Source organism: beta proteobacterium MWH-UniP1, assembly GCA_036362785.1.
GTDB lineage: Bacteria > Pseudomonadota > Gammaproteobacteria > Burkholderiales > Burkholderiaceae_A > Lacustribacter.
Genome location: CP143625.1, coordinates 1262558 through 1281804, shown reverse-complemented (window position 1 = coordinate 1281804; position 19247 = coordinate 1262558). Strand labels below are relative to the sequence as shown.

Genomic DNA, 19247 nt, shown 5'->3' with positions numbered 1-19247 from the left:
GATTTATTGGGGAATCTCGCAATTCTGAGCCGGTATTATTGTCCCCATGAGCACACCACAACAACCCTCGTCGTCCCCGCTGTTTTATTCGCCCGATGCCTTGCGGGATCTATCCCTAAAAATTATTCAGATGGCCAAGGATCTTGGCGCCACCGACGCCGCGTCTGAGGTGTCGGAGAGTAGTGGGCTGTCGGTGTCTGTGCGCCGGCAGGCCATTGAAACCCTGGAGCGCACACGAGACCGGGCCGCCTCGGTCACGGTCTATAGCGGCCTAAAGCGCGGCCATGCCACGACTTCTGACTTTTCTGACCAGGCGCTCAAAGATGCAGTGGCCAAGGCCTTGGATATTGCCCGCTACACCGCCGAGGATCCCTGCGCGGGACTGCCCGAAGACCAGGTGATTGCCAAAACCATTCCGGCGTTGGATCTCTACTTTCCCTGGGAGGTCTCGGCTGAGTCGGCCGTGGGCCTGGCCATGTCAGCAGAAAAGGCGGCGCTGTCGGTCAGTTCAGCGATCAAGAACACCGAAGGAGCGTCTGTTGCAGCCAATCATGGCCAATTCTTTGCCGCCAATACCCGTGGTTTTCTTGGTGGCTACCCGTATTCTCGTCACTGGTTGTCGGTGGCACCCATTGCCCAGCGGGGTGAGGCCATGCAGCGTGATGACTGGTACACATCGGATCGTGACCCCCGAAAACTCGCCGACCCTGAAGCGGTGGGGCGCTATGCGGCCCAACGTGCGCTCGCCCGGCTGAACGCCAGAAAAATTTCAACCCAACGCGTGCCAGTGTTATTTGAAGCGCCGTTGGCCAGCGGATTGCTGGGGGCCTTTGTGCAGGCCGTGAGTGGCGGCGCACTCTATCGCAAGAGCAGCTTTTTGTTAGACAGCCTTGGCAAGACTGTTTTCCCAAAACACATTCACATCACCGAAGATCCACTGATTCATGGCGCAATGGGCAGTGCCCCTTTTGATGATGAGGGCGTGCGTGTGGCTGCCCGAAATGTTGTGACAGCAGGACGGGTCGAGGGTTATTTCTTGTCTTGTTACTCAGCAAGAAAATTGGGCATGGTCTCCACTGGCAATGCTGGGGGTTCGCATAATCTGTTCATGCGCAGTGATCTCACCTCGGCCGGTGATGACCTAAACGCCATGATTCGTAAGATGCATCGCGGCCTGCTGGTGACCGAGGTGATGGGCCAGGGCGTGAATTACGTTACCGGTGATTACTCACGCGGTGCCTTTGGCTATTGGATTGAAAACGGTGAGATTGCTTATCCTGTTGAAGAGATCACGATTGCCGCCAACATGAAAGACATGTTGAAGGGCATTGTGGCCATCGGTGCAGACACCTTGTGCCGTGGTACCAAAACAGTGGGGTCGATCTTGGTGGACGAGATGACGATTGCGGGCAGTTAGACGTCGTTGTTTTGGTCGAGCCGCTGTGGCCCGACCCGGCTTGCGCGAATCACCCCGGGCACGCGGCGAACGCGGCGCAGCACATTGGCCAGGTGCTGCCGCTCTCGTACTTCTACCGTGAGATGCATGATGGCCAGCGTCTGATCTTTTGGCGCAGTGTTCGCTCCAACAATATTGGCATCAGCACCCGAAATCGCGGAAGCCACTCTGGCCAAAATACCGCGAACATCCTGGGTCTCAATAATCAATTGAGTCTGGAAAAGCCGCTTTAAATCTTCTGCCCAAAAAATATCGGCCCAGCGTGATGGGTCTTTTGCGCGTTGACGCCGGCCAAGACCACAAGTGGTGCGATGTACGACCAATCCCGCACCGCCGCGCATTAAACCAATGGCCGCATCACCGCCAATTGGGTTGCAACAGGTGGCGTATTGCACCGTGGAGCCTTCGCTGCCATCAATCGTGATGGCATCGCTGCCGGATGCAAAGTGGGTCTGCGAAATGGCCAGCGCATGGCGGGCATGCTCCGGCAGATTGGATAGCGCAGGGTTGGCCATCTGGGGCAGGAGTCTTCTGGCCGCGACGTTGGCAAGCGTGAGGCCCAGACCAATGTTTTCAAAAAGATCATCTCGGTCTTGTGCAGAATTTTCGGCCAAGAACTGATGCCAGTCGAGCCGTGGGTCATCAAGACTTTCCACGCCGAGCGCCTTTAAGGCCTGTTCCAAGAGCCGATGGCCAAACTCAATGGCCTCGGTGCGGGTGGTGGTCTTGAGTCGGTGACGTATCTCGGCCCGTGCCTTGGCCGTGCGCACAAAACTCAGCCAAGAGGGATGAGGATTGGCTTCTTCGCTTGTCTGTACGTGAACCACATCGCCGTTGCGAAGCGGTGTGTCTAAGCCTGCAGGTTGATGGTTGATCTCTGCTGACACACAGCGATTCCCAATGTCAGTGTGAACGTTGTATGCAAAATCAACGGGCGTTGATCCGCGCGGCAATTCTTTGATCGCCCCTTTGGGAGTAAAGACATAGACCACGTCGGGGAAGAGATCGATCTTGACGCTATCTAAAAACTCAGAGGGGTCTCGCGTCTGCGACTGGACCTGCACCAGGGATTGCATCCATTCGTGGGCGCGGGCCTGCAAGGGTGAAATTTCCTGGCTTGGCTCTTCCTTGTACATCCAGTGCGCTGCAACGCCAGATTCGGATACCTGGTGCATTTCCCGTGTACGAATTTGGAATTCAACGGGCGTGCCGTAGGGACCAATCACGGTGGTGTGCAGCGACTGATAGCCGTTGGACTTTGGAATGGCAATGTAGTCTTTGAATTTGCCCGGCATGGGTTTGTAGATGGCATGCAGGGCACCCAGGGCCAGATAACAATCAGGAATATCTTTGACGAAAATTCGAAAGCCGTAGACATCGAGCACTTCAGCGAAAGTCAGCCGCTTCTCGATCATTTTTTGGTAGGTGGACCACAGGCTTTTCTCGCGGCCCTCGATCGTGGCTTGAATACCAAACTTCGGCAGTTGGGCCTCTAGCGCGTGCTGAAGCTTGTTGACCACTTCTCGTCGGTTGCCGCGAGCCGCAAGCAGGGCTTTCGATAAGGTGGCATAGCGAAGGGGATACAGGCCCGAGAAGCTTAAGTCCTCAAGCTCACGAAAGACCGTGTTGAGCCCGAGTCGATGCGCAATCGGCGCATAGATATCAATCGTTTCTTTGGCAACACGTCTTTTCTTTTCCGCTGAGACGCAGCCCAGGGTGCGCATGTTGTGCAGCCGGTCGGCGATCTTGATCAGAATGACGCGAACATCTCGCGCCATGGCCAGCAACATCTTTCGGAAGTTTTCCGCCTGCGCTTCTTCACGATTACGGAATTCCACCGCCTCGAGTTTTGATAGCCCATCGACCAGCTCGGCAACTTCAGATCCGAATCGCTCGGTGATTTCTTGGCTGGTGGCAGACGTATCTTCAACGGTGTCGTGAAGCAGGGCGGCCATTAAGGCCTGCACGTCTAAGCGCCATTGGGTGCAGATCTCTGCGACAGCCAATGGGTGGGAGACATAAGGTTCGCCACTTTGGCGGAACTGGCCCAGGTGGGCCTCGTCACTGAAGCGATAGGCTGCCTTGAGCCGCTCGCAATCTTCCGGTGATAGGTAAGCGTTCGCGCGTTCGATAAGCGGGCTTACGGAAACAACCCGCGGAGCGGGACCGTTCACTTAGATCGGGACTTTTTTCAACATTTCACGGCCAACTTGCTGGGCTGCGATTTCGCGAAGCGCAGTCACCGTGGGTTTGTCACGAGATTCGAGCTTGGGCGAGGCGCCCTGTGCAAGCTGACGGGCACGGTAGGCCGCGGCCAGGGTTAACTCGAAACGATTTGGAATAAATTCCAAGCAGTCTTCAACTGTGATTCGGGCCATGGTGTTTCCTGAGGAGAGGGGTTCAATGGTCCGCCTGGGTGACCCGAAGAGCAAACTGCTCAAGATCACGCAAAGCGGCGCTAAAGTCTTGATTTATAATAACATAATCGAATTCATTGGCGTGTTGAATCTCGCTTTCGGCGGCCGCTACCCGTCGCGCAATGACCTCTTCTGAATCCTGCCCGCGTGCCCGGAGCCGGGCGCCGAGTTCCTCAATCGATGGCGGCAGGATAAAGACACTTGCTGGCCGATCAAAAAGTCGCCGAATCTGCTGCGCCCCCTGCCAGTCGATCTCTAAGAGAATGTTTTTGGATTGGGCGAGTTTTTCTTCGATCCATGCCCGGGATGTCCCGTAAAAATTGTCGTAGACCTGGGCCCATTCCAAGAAGGCACCCTGGTCCCGTTGGGCAATAAAGGCGTCTTTGGTGGTGAAGAAATATTCCCGGCCATGGACTTCGCCGGGCCGTGGCGGCCGCGTGGTGGTGGAGATCGATAGTTCCCAGTCTGGGTGGCGAGCCAAAAAGGCACTGACCAGGCTTGATTTACCCGCGCCTGATGGCGCTGCGATCATCAGTAGACGGCCACTATTCAAGGTTCTGTACCTGTTCGCGGATTTGCTCAATCAAGAGTTTCATCTCGATGGAGACTGTGCTTAATTCCGACGATGCGGCCTTTGAGCCAATCGTGTTGGCCTCGCGATTCATCTCTTGGGTTAGAAAATCCAGCCGTTTGCCAATGCCATTTTTACTGCTTGTCGACTGGGCCTTGGCAGAAAGGATTCCGCGGGCAGAGGCCAGGTGTGAGCGGAGTCGATCCAGCTCTTCGGCGATATCAATCCGCAGACCAAACACGGCGGTTTCCTGCCGAATGCGCTCCTCAAGCTGGGTGAGCTGATCAGCCGATAGTTTGGCGATTGTGCCAACGGCATCCGGTGCGGTGTTTGCTGCCGCGGCCGCAGGCGTTTGTTGGACCAAGGCCAGGGCGTCTCGCAACTTGTCTGCGAGTTTTTGTTGCTGCAGGGCAATCGCCTGTGGCACGTGTTCAGCGGCCTGGGTGCAGCGACGTTCAATTTGGTCGAGTCGATCGAAAATCGTCTGAATGAGCCGCTCGCCTTCGGCCAATCGACTCTGGCGAAACTGGGCCAGGGCCTGATCCAAGACCCGCTGAATCAGGCTTTGCCACTCGTCTTGGCTAAGCTGAGACTCGATCGTGACCCCGGGCAGTTTGAGCAAATCGGTCACGGAAAACGGAAGAATTTCTGGGTGGTTGTGCCGGATTTCATGGGCCAGGCGAAGGGCAGAGGCAAGGCCGGCCGGGTTGATTTGGGTGGTGGCCAGGCTTGCCTCGGTTCTGGTCAGGCCGAGTCGAAGTTCGACCTTGCCACGCGCCACGGCGGACTGGGTCTTGTCCCGGCATAGGCTTTCGGCCCAGCGAAAGTCGTCAGGCATTCTGGGCAAAAACTCAAAAAAGCGGCTGTTCACGCTTTTTATTTCAATCGACAGGCGTCCGGCGGGGCAATCCGCTTGGGCGCTGCCAAAGCCGGTCATGCTGGGGTGTGCCATAAGTGCTTTCGGGCGAAATCAAGAGACTCGCGTTATTGTAAGGGCCTTCAATACAAGGAATTCCCCATGACTGTCGCATCACCAACCGAATCGATTCAACCGGCTGCACGTCCAAGCGGTCGGCTGCCCACGCAATTGCGGCCCGTGAGCTTAGAGCGTCGTTACACCAAGCATGCCGAGGGTTCGGTCTTGGTCTGTTTCGGCGACACCAAGGTGCTGTGCACCGCATCGGTCGAGGAGCGTGTACCAGGGTTTTTAAAGGGCCAAGGCACCGGATGGGTCACTGCCGAGTACGGCATGCTGCCGCGATCCACCCACACCCGAAGTGATCGCGAGGCCGCCAAGGGAAAGCAGAGTGGGCGCACCTTAGAAATTCAACGATTGATTGGCCGATCATTGCGGGCGGTGATGGATCTGAGTCTGCTGGGTGAACGCACGATCACGATTGATTGTGATGTTTTGCAGGCCGATGGGGGTACGCGGACGGCAAGCATTACCGGCGCCTGTGTCGCCTTGTCGGACGCGCTGGATGGACTGCGTCGAGGCGGCTTGATTCACGGCAATCCATTACGCGAATCGGTGGCGGCCATCTCGGTGGGGATTTGGAAAGGCGTGCCGGTCTTGGATTTGGATTATCTAGAAGACTCGGGCTGCGATACGGATATGAATGTGGTGATGACCGATTCTGGTGGCATGGTCGAGGTCCAAGGAACGGCCGAGGGCACACCATTTTCCCGGCAGGAATTAGATGAGTTGTTGGCCTTGGCTGCCCGTGGCATTGGTCAGCTGCATGAGTTTCAGCAGTGCTTGATCCAGGACCCAGAGCGGCGCACGGTGGTGGTGGAGTAGGGTCAGTGTCACGCTGGGTGTTGGCCACATCGAATGCAGGCAAGCTGCGTGAATTTACACACGCCTTGTCTCCCGTTTTGCAGGCCCATCAGATTGAACTGCTCGCCCAATCAGATCTGGGGGTCTCGAGTGCTGAAGAGCCGTTTGATACCTTTGAAGACAATGCGCTTGCCAAGGCCCGTCATGCCAGTGCGCATACCGGCCTGCCTGCGCTGGCCGATGATTCAGGCATTTGTGTTGCCGCACTTGATGGCAGGCCTGGCGTGCGTTCCGCCCGTTATTGGGCAGACCATGTGAACCACGCCCCAGCAAAAATTGCGCAGGAACTCTCAAAGCAATCCACGGATCAGGCCAATCTCTCATGGCTATTGCACGAGATCAATACCGTGAAGCAATCGCGCTATCGGCAGTCGGTACCGCCAGAGTCTTTTTGGAATGCGGCCTATGTCGCCTCGATTGCTTTTGTCACCGGACCTGATGATCGGCATCCGATTGTGGTCACAGGCCGCTGGGATGGGCGGATTGTGATGGAGCCGCAGGGTGATGGGGGCTTTGGCTATGACCCGATATTTTTTGATCGGGACTATGGGCGGACCGCGGCCCAGCTCACGATTGAAGAAAAGCAGGCCGTGAGTCATCGTGGCCGGGCGCTTGCCGAATTACTGAAGGCGCTAGCAATCGCATCTTTGTGAGTCAGACGTGTCTGTGACGCCGTTGCCCAAAATTCAATTCAAACAATTACCGGAGTTATCGCTTTACGTGCACATGCCCTGGTGTGTGCGCAAGTGTCCCTATTGTGATTTCAACTCCCACGAGGCCCGTAACACCATTCCTGAAAAAGCCTATCTGGCAGCGCTGGTGGCAGATCTAGAGTCAAACCTGCCGCTGATTTGGGGCAGGCCGGTCGTGAGTATTTTTATCGGTGGTGGTACGCCGAGTTTATTTTCACCGGAGTCCATTGGTGAATTGCTGATGGCGATTCGTGCCCGTGTGAAAGTGTTGCCCGACGCTGAGATTACGCTGGAGGCTAATCCTGGCACATTTGAAGCGGATCGCTTCGCGGGCTTTCGTGATGCGGGTGTGAATCGCTTATCGATCGGTGTGCAGAGTTTTAATAACACCCATCTCGCGGCCTTGGGCCGTGTCCACGATTCGCAGCAGGCGATTGCAGCAGCGGCGCTTGCCGTAAAGCTTTTTGAAAAAGTGAATCTAGATCTGATGTTCGGCCTTCCTGGCCAAGATCAGCGGGGACTGCAGGCGGACCTGCAGCAGGCACTTAGCCTTGGTGCCAAGCATGTGTCTTGCTATCAGTTAACGCTTGAGCCCAATACACGCTTTGCCGCACAGCCGCCCGCGGGCCTGCCCGATGACGACACGCTGGCGGATATGCAGGCTTTTGTGGTGGATCAGTTGGGGCAGGCCGGATTAGCCCGCTATGAAATTTCTGCCTATGCCGCGCCAGGCCAGGCCAGTGACCACAACCTGAACTACTGGACCTTTGGGGACTACCTTGGGATTGGGGCGGGGGCCCACGGCAAACTCTCGTTTGCGCACAACATCACTCGAACCGTGAAGCCACGGCACCCAGAGTTGTATTGCCAAAGGTTCGGGGCACCGCTGGCGGGTGCAAAGATGCCCCTGAGGGTCTTCGGCACGGACGCGCCGAGCACCGAGGAGGTGCCGGTCGAGGCCTTGCCCTTTGAGTTCATGCTCAACGCCCTGCGCCTGATGCATGGCGTGCCCGTTGGCCGTTGGGAACAGACCACTGGCATGTCGGTTGGGGCCCACCCATTTTTGCTAGAGCGGCTTGGGCAGGCCCAGTCTTTGGGGCTTTTGTCCGCTGAGCCGGGTGTGTTTCGGGCCACCCCCCGTGGGATTGAGTTGCTCAACGATTTGCAGTCTGTTTTTCTGGCCTAGTGGCATAGCCCCCATGGCCTGGGTTGGGGCGATTCGGGCTGGATCGCCAGATCAAAAAACGCACTTTTATGGTGCAATAGGCGTTGCCCTTCAAAGAAAGCACCGCGTTAATGCAATAAAAGCACCAAAATTGTGCATACGGTCAGCATTGAATGCACGAAAATATCGCAAGTCCTTGATTTGCCGGGTTGCGTAATTCAGGCACGGTTTTCGCTTTAGTAGAGTCGTTCAAATTTATTTTTTAAGGAGAAGCACGGATGGCCACCCCCCAAGACGTCATGAAGATGGTTGCGGACAACGAAGTGAAGTTCGTTGATTTCCGCTTCACCGATACTCGCGGCAAGGAGCATCACGTCAGTGTGCCAATCAGCCACTTCGACGAAGACAAATTCGAATCGGGCCATGCCTTTGATGGTTCGTCGATTGCTGGTTGGAAGGGCATCGAGGCGTCCGACATGTTGTTGATGCCAGACCCCAACACCGCAGTGTTGGATCCTTTCCGTGAAGAGTCCACGCTGAATTTAACGTGTGATGTGGTCGAGCCCTCGGATGGCAAAGGCTATGACCGTGACCCACGTTCGATTGCCAAACGGGCCGAGGCGTATTTGAAGTCCACCGGCATTGGCGACACCGCCTACTTTGGCCCAGAACCCGAGTTCTTTATTTTCGATGGTGTGACCTGGACCGTGGATATGTCGGGTTGCAGTGTCAAGATCAAATCGGAAGAAGCCAGCTGGTCGACCGGTATCGACTACGAAGGCGGCAACCTGGGCCATCGCCCGGTAGTGAAGGGCGGCTACTTCCCAGTGCCCCCCGTCGATTCTTTCCAAGATATCCGCTCTGAAATGTGTCTGATCATGGAGCAGATGGGTGTGCCGGTTGAGGTCCACCACCACGAAGTGGCGGGTGCGGGTCAGTGCGAAATTGGCACGAAGTTCTCCACACTCACCCAGCGTGCCGACTGGACACAGATCATGAAATACGTGATCCACAACGTTGCCCATAGCTACGGCAAGACCGCAACGTTTATGCCCAAACCATTGGTGGGCGATAACGGCTCGGGCATGCACGTGCACCAGTCGATTTGGAAAGACGGACAGAATCTTTTCGCAGGCAATGGTTACTCAGGCCTGTCTGATTTCGCCTTGTACTACATCGGTGGGGTGATTAAGCATGCCCGCGCCTTGAATGCGATCACCAACCCTGGCACCAATAGCTACAAGCGCCTGGTTCCTGGCTTTGAGGCACCGGTGAAGCTGGCCTATTCCGCCAAGAATCGCTCTGCATCGATTCGCATTCCCCACGTGAGCAACCCAAAGGGCCGTCGTATCGAAGTCCGCTTCCCAGACCCATCGGCAAACCCCTACATGTCGTTTGCCGCATTGATGATGGCAGGCCTTGATGGCGTGATGAATAAGATCCACCCGGGTGAGGCTGCGGATAAGAATCTGTATGACCTGCCGCCCGAAGAAGATAAGAAGATCCCAACGGTCTGCTCGTCTTTGGATCAGGCACTCGAAGCTCTGGACAAAGATCGCGAGTTCTTGACCCGTGGCGGTGTCTTTAGCGACGGCATGATCGATGCTTATATCGAGCTCAAGATGGAGGAGGTCACCCGTTTCCGGATGACTACCCACCCGATTGAGTTTGATATGTACTACTCGCTGTAAGACGGTTCACGGCATTTCGATAACCCGTATTTCGTGTGACCAATAAAGACTTCCGCAGCTTTGATCTACTCGCCACCGCGGTGGTGTTGTTAGACCAAAGACTGCGGATTGTCTTTTGCAATCAGGCCGCCGAACTCTTGTTTGGCCTGTCGGGCCGGCAGATGGAGGGCCACGGCCTGGCTGATTTTGTAACCGAAGCCGCCGAGATTGAGCAGATGCTTGCGCAGGCCCTGGCCCATCAGTTCGATGTCAAACGGCAACATCTCGCGTGGCACTTCCCCATGCGTGGCACAGCCGAGCTTGATACGACCGTAGCCGCCCATACCGAGTCCGGTCAATCGCTGCTGTGTCTGGAGTTGCGAGAAATCGATCAGCAAAGGCGTCTTGATCGCGAAGAGCGTCATGCCAATCTCACGCAGGCCAATAAAGAGCTGATGCGTAATCTTGCCCATGAGATAAAAAACCCGCTGGGCGGTGTGCGTGGCGCAGCCCAGCTGCTCGATCGTGAGTTGCCCAGTGACGATCTTCGCGAGTACACCCAAGTCATCATCAAAGAGGCGGACCGTCTTCAGGATTTGGTCGATCAGATGCTTGCCCCCCATCGCAAGGCCCGTGCCGTAGAGCACGTGAATATCCACGAAGTCTGCGAACGTGTGCGCAGCCTGATGACGGCCGAATTCACTGCCGGTCTGGTCATTCAGCGCGATTACGACACCAGCCTTCCGCCGATAGAGGGCGATCGGGAACAATTGATTCAGGTGGTTCTGAATGTGGTGCGCAATGCGGCCCAGGCCCTCAAAGGGCAGGGTCAGATTATTTTGCGAACGCGGGTGGCCCGTCAGGTCACGATTGCCAAACGTCGTCATAAGTTGGCATTAGATTTGCATGTCATTGATAACGGTCCGGGGATCCCTGAGGCAATTCGAGACCGGGTGTTTTATCCCTTGGTCTCGGGCCATGCGCAGGGCCACGGCCTGGGTCTAACGTTGGCCCAGTCGTATGTGCAGCAGCATGGCGGCGTGATGGATGTTGAGAGCAGACCCGGTTGCACCGACTTTTTGATCCGTCTGCCGATTGATTTGAAATGGAGTTCATCATGAAACCCGTTTGGATTGTTGATGACGATCAGTCGATTCGCTGGGTGCTTGAAAAAGCATTGAGCAAGCATCAGATCCCCTGTCGGGTCTTTGAAGATGCTGGCGCAGTCATGGACGCGCTTGATCACGAGACACCGCAGGTCTTGGTGTCCGATATTCGGATGCCAGGCGATAGCGGACTGGAATTACTTGAGCGGGTCAAACATCGTTGTCCGCAGGTGCCCGTTATTGTGATGACGGCCTTTTCCGATTTGGACAGTGCAGTATCGGCCTTTCAAGGGGGTGCCTTTGAGTACCTGCCCAAACCGTTCGATGTGGATGCCGCCGTTGCCCTGATTCGGCGTGCGGTTCAAGAAAGTGCAGCAAACACCTCGCCGGCCAATCCGACGATAGAGGCCTTGCCCGAGTTACTCGGCCAGGCACCGGTCATGCAAGATGTGTTTCGCGCGATTGGGCGTCTGAGCCAATCGAGTGCGACAGTGCTGATCACCGGCGAGTCGGGCACCGGGAAAGAATTGGTGGCCAGTGCCTTGCATCGGCACAGCCCGCGTTCCCGCATGCCGTTTGTGGCCTTGAATACAGCGGCGATTCCCCGTGATTTATTGGAGTCGGAGTTGTTTGGCCACGAACGTGGCTCCTTTACTGGCGCCCAAGCCACGCGCCGTGGCCGCTTTGAGCAGGCCGAAGGCGGCACCTTGTTTCTGGATGAAATTGGCGACATGCCGTTAGACCTGCAAACACGCCTGCTGCGCGTGCTGTCCGACGGTCACTACTACCGTGTTGGCGGCCATCAACCGATCAAAGCCAATGTCCGGGTGATCGCTGCTACTCACCAAGACCTGGAGTCCCGGGTTCGATCAGGCCAGTTTCGCGAGGATTTGTTTCATCGCTTGAATGTGATCCGGCTAAGGTTGCCGCCGCTTCGTGAGCGCCAAGAGGATATCCCGCTGCTCATCCGACACTTTTTGCAAAAGAGTGCCACAGAGCTCAAGGTTGAACCCAAACAACTGGCGCCTGCCGCAATCGATATGCTGACCAAACTGCCGTTTCCAGGCAACGTTCGCCAGCTTGAAAATCTCTGCCACTGGATCACGGTGATGGCCCCAACGCAGCTGGTCCAGGTGGAAGATCTTCCACCCGAGGTCCGGGCGTACGTGCCAGGCACTGCGCAAGGGGCCAGCCAACACCCAGCCACGGGCACAGTCGAGCCCACTGGCGTGCAGACTGTGGCCATCTCAGCGGTTGGTTCTGCAGCCCAGATGGCACCCATCTCTTGGCAGGAGCTGCTTCGTCAGGAGGTCTCACGCTCCCTTGCAACTGAGACAGAGGGGCCAGACCAGGGCCGAATGAACCAATGGGCGCGGGAATTCGAGGCCGCGGTGATCGGCGTGGCCTTAAAGCACACGCGGGGCCGGCGGATCGAAGCCGCCCAGCTCCTGGGGATTGGCCGAAACACCATGACCCGCAAGATCGCGGACCTTCACCTTGAGGATGACTGATTTGGTTTTTTTGATTATTATCAATATTCGGATCACCGCATATTGAAGGAAAAAACAGATGCACAACTCATTTCAGGGAGTGAGTGGCGGGGCGCCCATTACCATTGGTTCGATCTCATCTAGCTGCGCAGACTGCTCCATGCATGAGCTCTGTCTTCCCGCTGTGATCAACAATCAGGACCTGGATCGGCTTGAGACCATCATGTCCAAGCGCCTGCGGGTGGAGCGTGGGGAATCCCTATACCGGGCCGGCGATGTCTTCACCAGTCTTTATGCAGTCAAGCTTGGCCACTTTAAGACCGTCTACTCCGAGGGCCCAGCGACCAAGCAAATCATTGGTTTTCAGATGTCTGGCGAAATTCTGGGCATGGAGGGCATTGGCGGTTCGCGTCATAAGTGCAGTGCGATCGCATTGGAAGACAGCGAAGTCTGTGAAATCCCGTATTCCCGCCTGGAGAGCCTGCTGGCCGAGTTGCCCAGTCTTCAGGCCCACTTTCATCGGATGATGAGCCGCGAAATCAATCGCGAGCATCAGGTCATGTTGCTGTTGGGGTCGATGAGCGCCGACCAACGGGTAGCGGCTTTCTTGCTGAATTTGTCCCGCCGCTACGAGACCCGCGGGCTGTCGCCCAACCACTTTGTGCTGCGTATGACACGTGAAGACATCGGTAACTATTTGGGGCTCACGATCGAGAGCGTCAGCCGAGTGTTTAGCCGCTTTAAGAAAAACGATTGGATTGAGGGCTCGCCCCGGGACGTGCGGCTTTTGGATCGCAAAGCGCTCGAAGAGCTCTGCGTGTCGTGATTTACAAAGAGTAGGGGGATCGCCGCTCGATGGGCTGCGATTCCGCCGGCTTCATGAGCGACCACGTCATGAAGCTTGAGACTGCCGCAAACAGAAAACAGACCACAAAGCCGATCGCGTAGGCCGCTAGCCGGTCTATATCGAGTGGCACGCCGTGGACCATCAGGTCTGTGGGGTCAAATAATGAGAAGAACAGGGCGTTGAGCGACGCAGCCGCCAGGAAGGCAGGCCATAAAATCACCATGGCCACTTTGGCCCGGGAAGATGGAATATGGGTCGGCGGTGGCGGGGCATAAGGAATTCTTGGCATGTCTCACTCCTGCTCGTTTTTTTAGTCGATTTTCCAGACTGAACGGACCCGCCAGTCGCCTCGGTCGTCTTCGACCTGCACATACCAGCGGCCCGAGCTAATCCCCGGAACATCGGTCCGGTAGACGCCCGGGCCGGATTTTACAAGGGTTGCCAAGATATCTCTTTGGTCAATCGTGGGGTGAGACAGCCGAATTCTGAGCATCTCTGGCGCCTCTACCCCGGGTTTGGCAGTAAAGCGGATCTCAATGCGTTGATCGCCATTGGGCTGGGCCAGAACACTCGAACTGAGTTGGACACCGCGATCAACCGCCGCCTGATCTTTTTCCAACCGCTGGTTAATGCCTCGGCCTTGCTTGTAGTAATCGTCGGCCACCAGGCTGTCGGCCTGTGTGAAGGAAATCCAGATAAAAATCGAGCCGAGCACCACCGATGTGGCTGGAATCCCAATCAGAAACCAGACCCAGCCATGGCGGTACCAGGGCTTGGTATCCACATTGGCGGGGCGGGCAGGTTGATTGGGCTGGGTCGACATGCGCATGATTATCTCCAATCAGAGCCGGCAGATAGGCGGGCGGGGTTGAGGGTTAACGCGGAACGAAAAACGCCGCTTTTTCGTCGACACCAACGCCTGGTGTTGTGAGCGAGTCCACCCGAATTTGAATCTTGTGCGAACCCTTGTCGAGTTTTTCTAGCTCTGCAATCGGGGACTGCATCCGCACCACATACAGCTTGGTCGATGTGGCGGGCACTTCGAAGGTATCGCCACCCACCACGGTCAGGCCTGGGACACCGGTCGCCGTGACTTTATAGGTGTGGGCTTTTTCGTCCACGTTAATAAACTGAAACTGGTAAGTGTTTTCAATCAAGGTGCCTTCCACTTCGCGGGCCAGGGCACCGCGGTCGCGCATGATGTCGACTTTGAGTGGTTCACGCATAAAGAGTGTGCCGAGCACAACAAAGGAAATCACCGACAGAATTGCGGTGTAGATCAGCACACGTGGCCGGAAAATATGGGCCCGCAGTTGTTTGGGCGTGTAGTGTTGGGCCACCGCATTGGGGGTGGAGTAGCGAATCAGGCCCCTTGGGTAGGACATTTTGTCCATGATGCTGTTACAAGCATCAACGCAGAGCCCGCAGCCAATGCATTCGTATTGCAGACCCATGCGGATATCAATCCCGGTGGGGCAGACCTCGACACAGACGCCGCAGTCCACACAGTCCCCCTTGCCTGCGGCCCGGTGATCGATTTTTTTCGATCGTGAGCCACGTGGTTCACCACGCGATTCGTCATAGCTCACCACCAGGGTGTCACGGTCGAACATCACGCTTTGAAAGCGTGCATAGGGGCACATGTATTTGCAGACCTGCTCACGCATAAAGCCTGCCTGCAAGATGGTAAAGCCCGAGTAAAACAGAATCCAGAAGGTCTGCCATGGGCCAAGATCCCAGGCAAAGAGCAGCTGGCCTAATTCACGAATTGGGGTGAAATACCCGGCAAAAGTAAAACCGGTCCACAAGGCCACCACGAGCCAGGCGGCGTATTTCAGCAGGCGTTTGACAGTGCGCTCGGTGCTGGGCTTGCTGTCTAAGCGCATCCGTTTGATGCGGTCGCCCTCGATCCAGCGCTCGATCTGCATAAAGATCGATGTGTAGACCGTCTGTGGGCAGGCATAGCCGCAAAAGAGTCGGCCCGCAATCGCGGTGAACAAAAACAGACTAAAGGCCGACAGAATCAGCAGCGCCGTTAGATAGATAAAGTCTTGCGGCCAAAGCACCAGGCCAAAGATGTAAAACTTCCGCTCCACCAGATTGAGCAGCACGGCAGGCCGTTGATCCCAGGTGAGCCAGGGCAGGCCGTAGTAGAGCAACTGGGTGATGGCCACCATCACCCAGCGCAGTCGGTTAAATGTTCCTTTGATCTCCCGGGCGTAAATCTTTTTGCCCGGGGCGTAGAGCAGTATGGTTTGTTCTTTTACTTCGGGCGAAGTCTGACCCTGATTGCTCATAGGGTCTCAAACCGGAAATCTTGCATATTGCTCGTGTGTTTATTTTTTCTGTGAGAGGCTGTAAGCGTAGGCGGAAACCAGGTGTGATTTTTCTTCGCCCAAGAATTCTTTCCATGCGGGCATGACACCGTTTCTACCTTTGTTGATGGTCTCGGTGATGCCGGCCACGGTACCGCTGTAGAGCCAGACTTTGTCAGTCAGATTTGGTGCGCCAAGGGCAATGTTGCCTTTGCCATCTGCACCGTGGCAGGCGGCACAGACCGCAAACATGGGCTTGGCGGCCGCTGCTTTGCCAGCATCGTGCGTGCTACCTGACAGGCTCAGCACATAGTTGGCCATGTTCTCCACCATCTCGGGGCTACCCAAGGCAGCGCCCATCGGGGGCATGGCGGCCTGGCGGCCGGCCAAGACTGCGGTCTTGATGGCATCAGGTGTACCACCCCATTGCCAGTCGCCGTCGGTCAGGTTGGGAAAGCCTTTGCCACCGCGGCCGTCAGACCCGTGACACTGAGCACAGTTGTTCAAGAAAAGCCGTTGGCCAATGGCCAATGCGGCGGGGTCTTTGGCGGCGTCTTCCAAGCTCAGTGCTGCCAGCTTGGTGTAGATGGGGCCAAATTCTTTGTTGGCTTTCTCAATTTCCTTGGCGTGTTGGCCTGTTGAGGACCAGCCCAAGACCCCCGTGGTGCGGCCCATGCCTGGGTAGAGCACCAGATAGGCGATTGAAAAAACAATGGTGATGTAAAACAGCATCATCCACCAACGGGGCAGGGGGTTGTTGTACTCCTGCAGGTTTTCATCCCACACGTGGCCGGTGGTGCCGACATCTTGGCCCGGTTTTACCTTGTGGCGGGACAAGAAATACAGCAATGCCGCGCAGAAGATGATTGATAGGCCCGTCAGTATGATGACGTAGAGGTTCCAAAATTCGCTTGTAAAGTCAGCCATGGCGTTCTCGCTTAAGTTCTATCGCTGATTAGTGAGTGTCGTGTTTGATTGGCTCGTCGTCTTGCAACGGAATCATTGCGTGACGGTCCATCGACGCCTTCTGTTTTTTTCCAAACACCCAAATCACCATAACAATGAATGCCACCACGCCAACAAGCGTAAGGACAGAATGAAAACTTGCGATGGTCATCTGGGTGTCTCCCTGGATTGGTTCTATCGAAAACTCTTAATTACGAACGTTTGTCTTTGAGTGCCAGACCGAGTGACTGCAGGTAGGCGATCAGGGCTTCCATTTCGGTTTTGCCTTTGACATCGTCTTGTGCGGTTTTGATCTGCTCGTCGGTGTAGGGGTGGCCGAGGCTACGCAACACCGTGAGTTTTTTTGCCATATCGGCGCCATCCAGCACATTGGTGTTGAGCCATGGATAGGCCGGCATGTTGGACTCAGGCACGACCGAGCGTGGGTTGGTCAGGTGCTCAACGTGCCACGCATCGCTATAGCGGCCGCCCACGCGGTGCAGGTCAGGACCGGTACGCTTCGAGCCCCACTGGAAGGGGCGGTCGTAGACGAATTCGCCAGCCACGGAGTAGTGGCCATAACGCTCGGTTTCAGCGCGGAACGGGCGAATCATCTGTGAGTGGCAGTTGTAGCAGCCTTCGCGGACATAGATGTCGCGGCCTGCAAGTTGCAAGGCCGTGTAGGGCTGCAATCCCTTGACGGGCTCGGTAGTGGACTTTTGGAAAAAGAGGGGCACGATTTCCACCAGGCCGCCGACGGCAACCGTCAGCAGCACCAGCGCGATCAGTAGCCCTGGGCTTTTTTCAATGACTTCATGACGCATGTTGTTTCTCCCTATTCGATTCGACAGATTAGGCGTGAGCCACTTCGGGGATGCGGGCATCCACGGGTTTGGGCTGACGAATCGTCATGAACATGTTCCAGGCCATGATGATCATGCCGCTTAGGTAGAGCAGGCCACCCAGCAGACGGATCACATAGTACGGATAGGTCGCTTTCACACTCTCCACAAAGGAGTAGGTGAGCGAACCGTCGGGGTTGACCGAGCGCCACATCAGGCCCTGCATCACACCGGCGATCCACATTGCAGCGATATAGAACACGATGCCCAGTGTGGCGACCCAGAAGTGGACTTCGATGGCCTTGACGCTGAACATCTCGCGTTTTCCTGCCAGGCGTGGCAACAGGTAGTACATCGCGCCCATCGAGATCATGCCCACCCAGCCCAAGGCACCCGAGTGCACGTGGCCAACAGTCCAGTCGGTGTAGTGAGACAGTGCGTTGACGGTCTTGATCGACATCATCGGACCTTCAAAGGTCGACATACCGTAAAACGAGATGGAGGTGATCAGGAACTTCAGGATTGGGTCGCTACGCAGCTTGTGCCAGGCGCCCGAAAGGGTCATCACGCCGTTGATCATGCCGCCCCAAGACGGTGCCAACAAGATGAGTGAGAAGACCATACCCAGCGACTGAGTCCAGTCAGGCAGGGCGGTGAAGTGCAGATGGTGCGGGCCGGCCCACATATAGGTGAAGATCAGTGCCCAGAAGTGCACGATCGACAGGCGATACGAATACACCGGACGCTCTGCCTGCTTGGGCATGAAGTAATACATCATGCCCAGAAAGCCTGCGGTCAGGAAAAAGCCCACGGCATTGTGGCCATACCACCACTGCACCATGGCGTCTTGCACACCCGCATATGCGGAATAAGACTTAGTCAGGCTGACGGGCAGGGCGGCGCTATTGACCAAGTGCAGCAGTGCCACGGTCAGAATAAAGGCGCCGAAGAACCAGTTCGCCACATAGATGTGCTGAATCTTACGTTTCCACAGGGTGCCGAAAAACACGACCGCATAAGAGACCCAGACTGCGGTGATCAGCAGGTCAATGGGCCACTCCAGCTCGGCGTATTCTTTACCGCTGGTAAATCCCAGTGGGAGAGACACCGCGGCCAACACGATCACAATCTGCCAGCCCCAGAAGGTAAAGGCAGCCAGGCCGTCGCTAAAGAGCCGCGCGTGGCATGTCCGCTGCACCACATAGTAAGAGGTCGCAAAGAGCGCACAGCCACCGAACGCAAAAATCACCGCATTGGTGTGCAGTGGTCGGAGTCTTCCGTAAGACAAGAAGGACCACGATGGCAGGATTTCTGGGAAGGCCAACTGGGCGGCGATGATGACGCCAACCAGCATACCAACCACGCCCCAGATTACGGTCATTACCGCAAACTGCTTAACGACCTTGTAGTTATATTCACCGGATGTGGTGACAGACATAGGAAATTCCCCCTGAGAATGGTATGAATGCGGGCGTAAGTGTATGCCTCGAGATGCATATAGTGCTTGATTTACGTCAATCGGCTGTGAGTCCTTGACTAGCGCGGTTGGTTATCGGGGAAATTCATTTTTTTCTGTCCATCGCCTTAAATAAAGCGTTTGCAGACGATCTGGGGACAGAAGAGTTTTTTGGGTGGTTACTTGTCTAGTACAACAGCTAGACGTGGTTTCTCTCGCGAATCTAGTGCAGCGGTTTAGTCAGTTTTTTCGGGCCGGGATTCTGGTGAGTCACGCCCGCTTTTTGGCCGGTCATCGTCGAGCAAGATGCGGCGCGCTGGCCCCTCGACATCATCGAACTGGCCAGAGTCAGACATGCGAAAAAAAAGCCACACGGCCAGACCCAGCACGGCCAGGCTAATCACAATGAGAAACGGCAAGACTTCCATGCGTGGA

At 56.1% G+C, this 19247-nt stretch carries 20 protein-coding genes; 8 read left to right on the top strand and 12 right to left on the bottom strand.

Translation table 11 applies throughout. The features are described 5' to 3' along the window. Nucleotides 1-46: 46 nt before the first annotated feature. A complete protein-coding gene (gene pmbA / locus AOB54_06200) occupies nucleotides 47-1417 on the top strand; it encodes a metalloprotease PmbA (GenBank protein WVN41093.1) in 1371 nt (456 codons plus the stop codon). Here the strand turns inward: pmbA and AOB54_06195 are convergent. The 4 genes from AOB54_06195 to AOB54_06180 are packed head-to-tail and all read right to left on the bottom strand — an operon-like array spanning nucleotide 1414 to nucleotide 5396. After that, nucleotides 1414-3630: a bifunctional (p)ppGpp synthetase/guanosine-3',5'-bis(diphosphate) 3'-pyrophosphohydrolase gene (locus AOB54_06195; GenBank protein WVN41092.1), complete on the bottom strand. Its 2217-nt coding sequence runs from the start codon at nucleotides 3628-3630 to the stop codon at nucleotides 1414-1416. The genes pmbA and AOB54_06195 overlap by 4 nt on opposite strands. Then, a complete protein-coding gene (rpoZ, locus tag AOB54_06190; protein WVN41091.1) occupies nucleotides 3631-3834 on the bottom strand; it encodes a DNA-directed RNA polymerase subunit omega in 204 nt (67 codons plus the stop codon). Nucleotides 3835-3856: 22 nt separating this feature from the next. Next, nucleotides 3857-4426 carry a guanylate kinase gene (gmk, locus tag AOB54_06185; protein ID WVN41090.1) on the bottom strand — a complete coding sequence of 190 codons (570 nt, stop codon included), beginning with the start codon at nucleotides 4424-4426 and terminating at the stop codon, nucleotides 3857-3859. Further along, entirely contained in the window at nucleotides 4419-5396 is a 978-nt protein-coding gene (locus tag AOB54_06180) for a DUF1732 domain-containing protein (GenBank protein ID WVN41089.1), read from the bottom strand. The genes gmk and AOB54_06180 overlap by 8 nt, the downstream gene beginning before the upstream one ends. A gap of 66 nt (nucleotides 5397-5462) precedes the next feature. Here AOB54_06180 and rph point away from each other — a divergent pair, with 66 nt between their 5' ends. The 7 genes from rph to fnr all read left to right on the top strand — a co-directional run bounded on the left by rph (nucleotide 5463) and on the right by fnr (nucleotide 13233). After that, nucleotides 5463-6245, top strand: a complete 783-nt coding sequence (gene rph, locus AOB54_06175) for a ribonuclease PH (protein ID WVN41088.1) — start codon at nucleotides 5463-5465, stop codon at nucleotides 6243-6245. A gap of 5 nt (nucleotides 6246-6250) precedes the next feature. Continuing rightward, entirely contained in the window at nucleotides 6251-6937 is a 687-nt protein-coding gene (gene rdgB, locus AOB54_06170; GenBank protein ID WVN41087.1) for an RdgB/HAM1 family non-canonical purine NTP pyrophosphatase, read from the top strand. Between the two features lie 13 nt (nucleotides 6938-6950). After that, nucleotides 6951-8162 (top strand): radical SAM family heme chaperone HemW, encoded by a 1212-nt coding sequence (gene hemW, locus AOB54_06165; protein ID WVN41086.1) that lies wholly within the window; start codon nucleotides 6951-6953, stop codon nucleotides 8160-8162. Between the two features lie 257 nt (nucleotides 8163-8419). After that, the gene (glnA, locus tag AOB54_06160; GenBank protein ID WVN41085.1) at nucleotides 8420-9832 is read left to right on the top strand and encodes a type I glutamate--ammonia ligase; all 1413 of its coding nucleotides are present in this window, start codon (nucleotides 8420-8422) and stop codon (nucleotides 9830-9832) included. A 35-nt stretch (nucleotides 9833-9867) separates the two neighbouring features. Beyond that, entirely contained in the window at nucleotides 9868-10932 is a 1065-nt protein-coding gene (gene glnL / locus AOB54_06155; GenBank protein WVN41084.1) for a nitrogen regulation protein NR(II), read from the top strand. Continuing rightward, the gene (gene ntrC, locus AOB54_06150) at nucleotides 10929-12428 is read left to right on the top strand and encodes a nitrogen regulation protein NR(I) (GenBank protein ID WVN41083.1); all 1500 of its coding nucleotides are present in this window, start codon (nucleotides 10929-10931) and stop codon (nucleotides 12426-12428) included. The genes glnL and ntrC overlap by 4 nt, the downstream gene beginning before the upstream one ends. Before the next feature lie 58 nt (nucleotides 12429-12486). Continuing rightward, entirely contained in the window at nucleotides 12487-13233 is a 747-nt protein-coding gene (gene fnr, locus AOB54_06145; GenBank protein WVN41082.1) for a fumarate/nitrate reduction transcriptional regulator Fnr, read from the top strand. A gap of 1 nt (nucleotide 13234) precedes the next feature. Here the strand turns inward: fnr and AOB54_06140 are convergent, their stop codons facing one another. The 8 genes from AOB54_06140 to ccoS all read right to left on the bottom strand — a co-directional run bounded on the left by AOB54_06140 (nucleotide 13235) and on the right by ccoS (nucleotide 19240). Then, the gene (locus tag AOB54_06140) at nucleotides 13235-13543 is read right to left on the bottom strand and encodes a hypothetical protein (GenBank protein WVN41081.1); all 309 of its coding nucleotides are present in this window, start codon (nucleotides 13541-13543) and stop codon (nucleotides 13235-13237) included. 21 nt (nucleotides 13544-13564) lie between these two features. Further along, a complete protein-coding gene (locus AOB54_06135) occupies nucleotides 13565-14083 on the bottom strand; it encodes a FixH family protein (GenBank protein WVN41080.1) in 519 nt (172 codons plus the stop codon). Nucleotides 14084-14129: 46 nt separating this feature from the next. Continuing rightward, entirely contained in the window at nucleotides 14130-15551 is a 1422-nt protein-coding gene (gene ccoG, locus AOB54_06130; protein WVN41079.1) for a cytochrome c oxidase accessory protein CcoG, read from the bottom strand. A gap of 39 nt (nucleotides 15552-15590) precedes the next feature. Next, nucleotides 15591-16496, bottom strand: a complete 906-nt coding sequence (ccoP, locus tag AOB54_06125; GenBank protein WVN41078.1) for a cytochrome-c oxidase, cbb3-type subunit III — start codon at nucleotides 16494-16496, stop codon at nucleotides 15591-15593. Nucleotides 16497-16524: 28 nt separating this feature from the next. Next, nucleotides 16525-16686 (bottom strand): CcoQ/FixQ family Cbb3-type cytochrome c oxidase assembly chaperone, encoded by a 162-nt coding sequence (locus AOB54_06120; protein WVN41077.1) that lies wholly within the window; start codon nucleotides 16684-16686, stop codon nucleotides 16525-16527. A gap of 40 nt (nucleotides 16687-16726) precedes the next feature. Then, on the bottom strand, nucleotides 16727-17338 hold the full coding sequence (ccoO, locus tag AOB54_06115) for a cytochrome-c oxidase, cbb3-type subunit II (protein ID WVN41076.1): 612 nt from the start codon (nucleotides 17336-17338) through the stop codon (nucleotides 16727-16729). A gap of 28 nt (nucleotides 17339-17366) precedes the next feature. Further along, the gene (gene ccoN, locus AOB54_06110; protein ID WVN41075.1) at nucleotides 17367-18794 is read right to left on the bottom strand and encodes a cytochrome-c oxidase, cbb3-type subunit I; all 1428 of its coding nucleotides are present in this window, start codon (nucleotides 18792-18794) and stop codon (nucleotides 17367-17369) included. A 254-nt stretch (nucleotides 18795-19048) separates the two neighbouring features. Further along, a complete protein-coding gene (gene ccoS / locus AOB54_06105; GenBank protein WVN41074.1) occupies nucleotides 19049-19240 on the bottom strand; it encodes a cbb3-type cytochrome oxidase assembly protein CcoS in 192 nt (63 codons plus the stop codon). Between the last annotated feature and the right edge of the window lie 7 nt (nucleotides 19241-19247).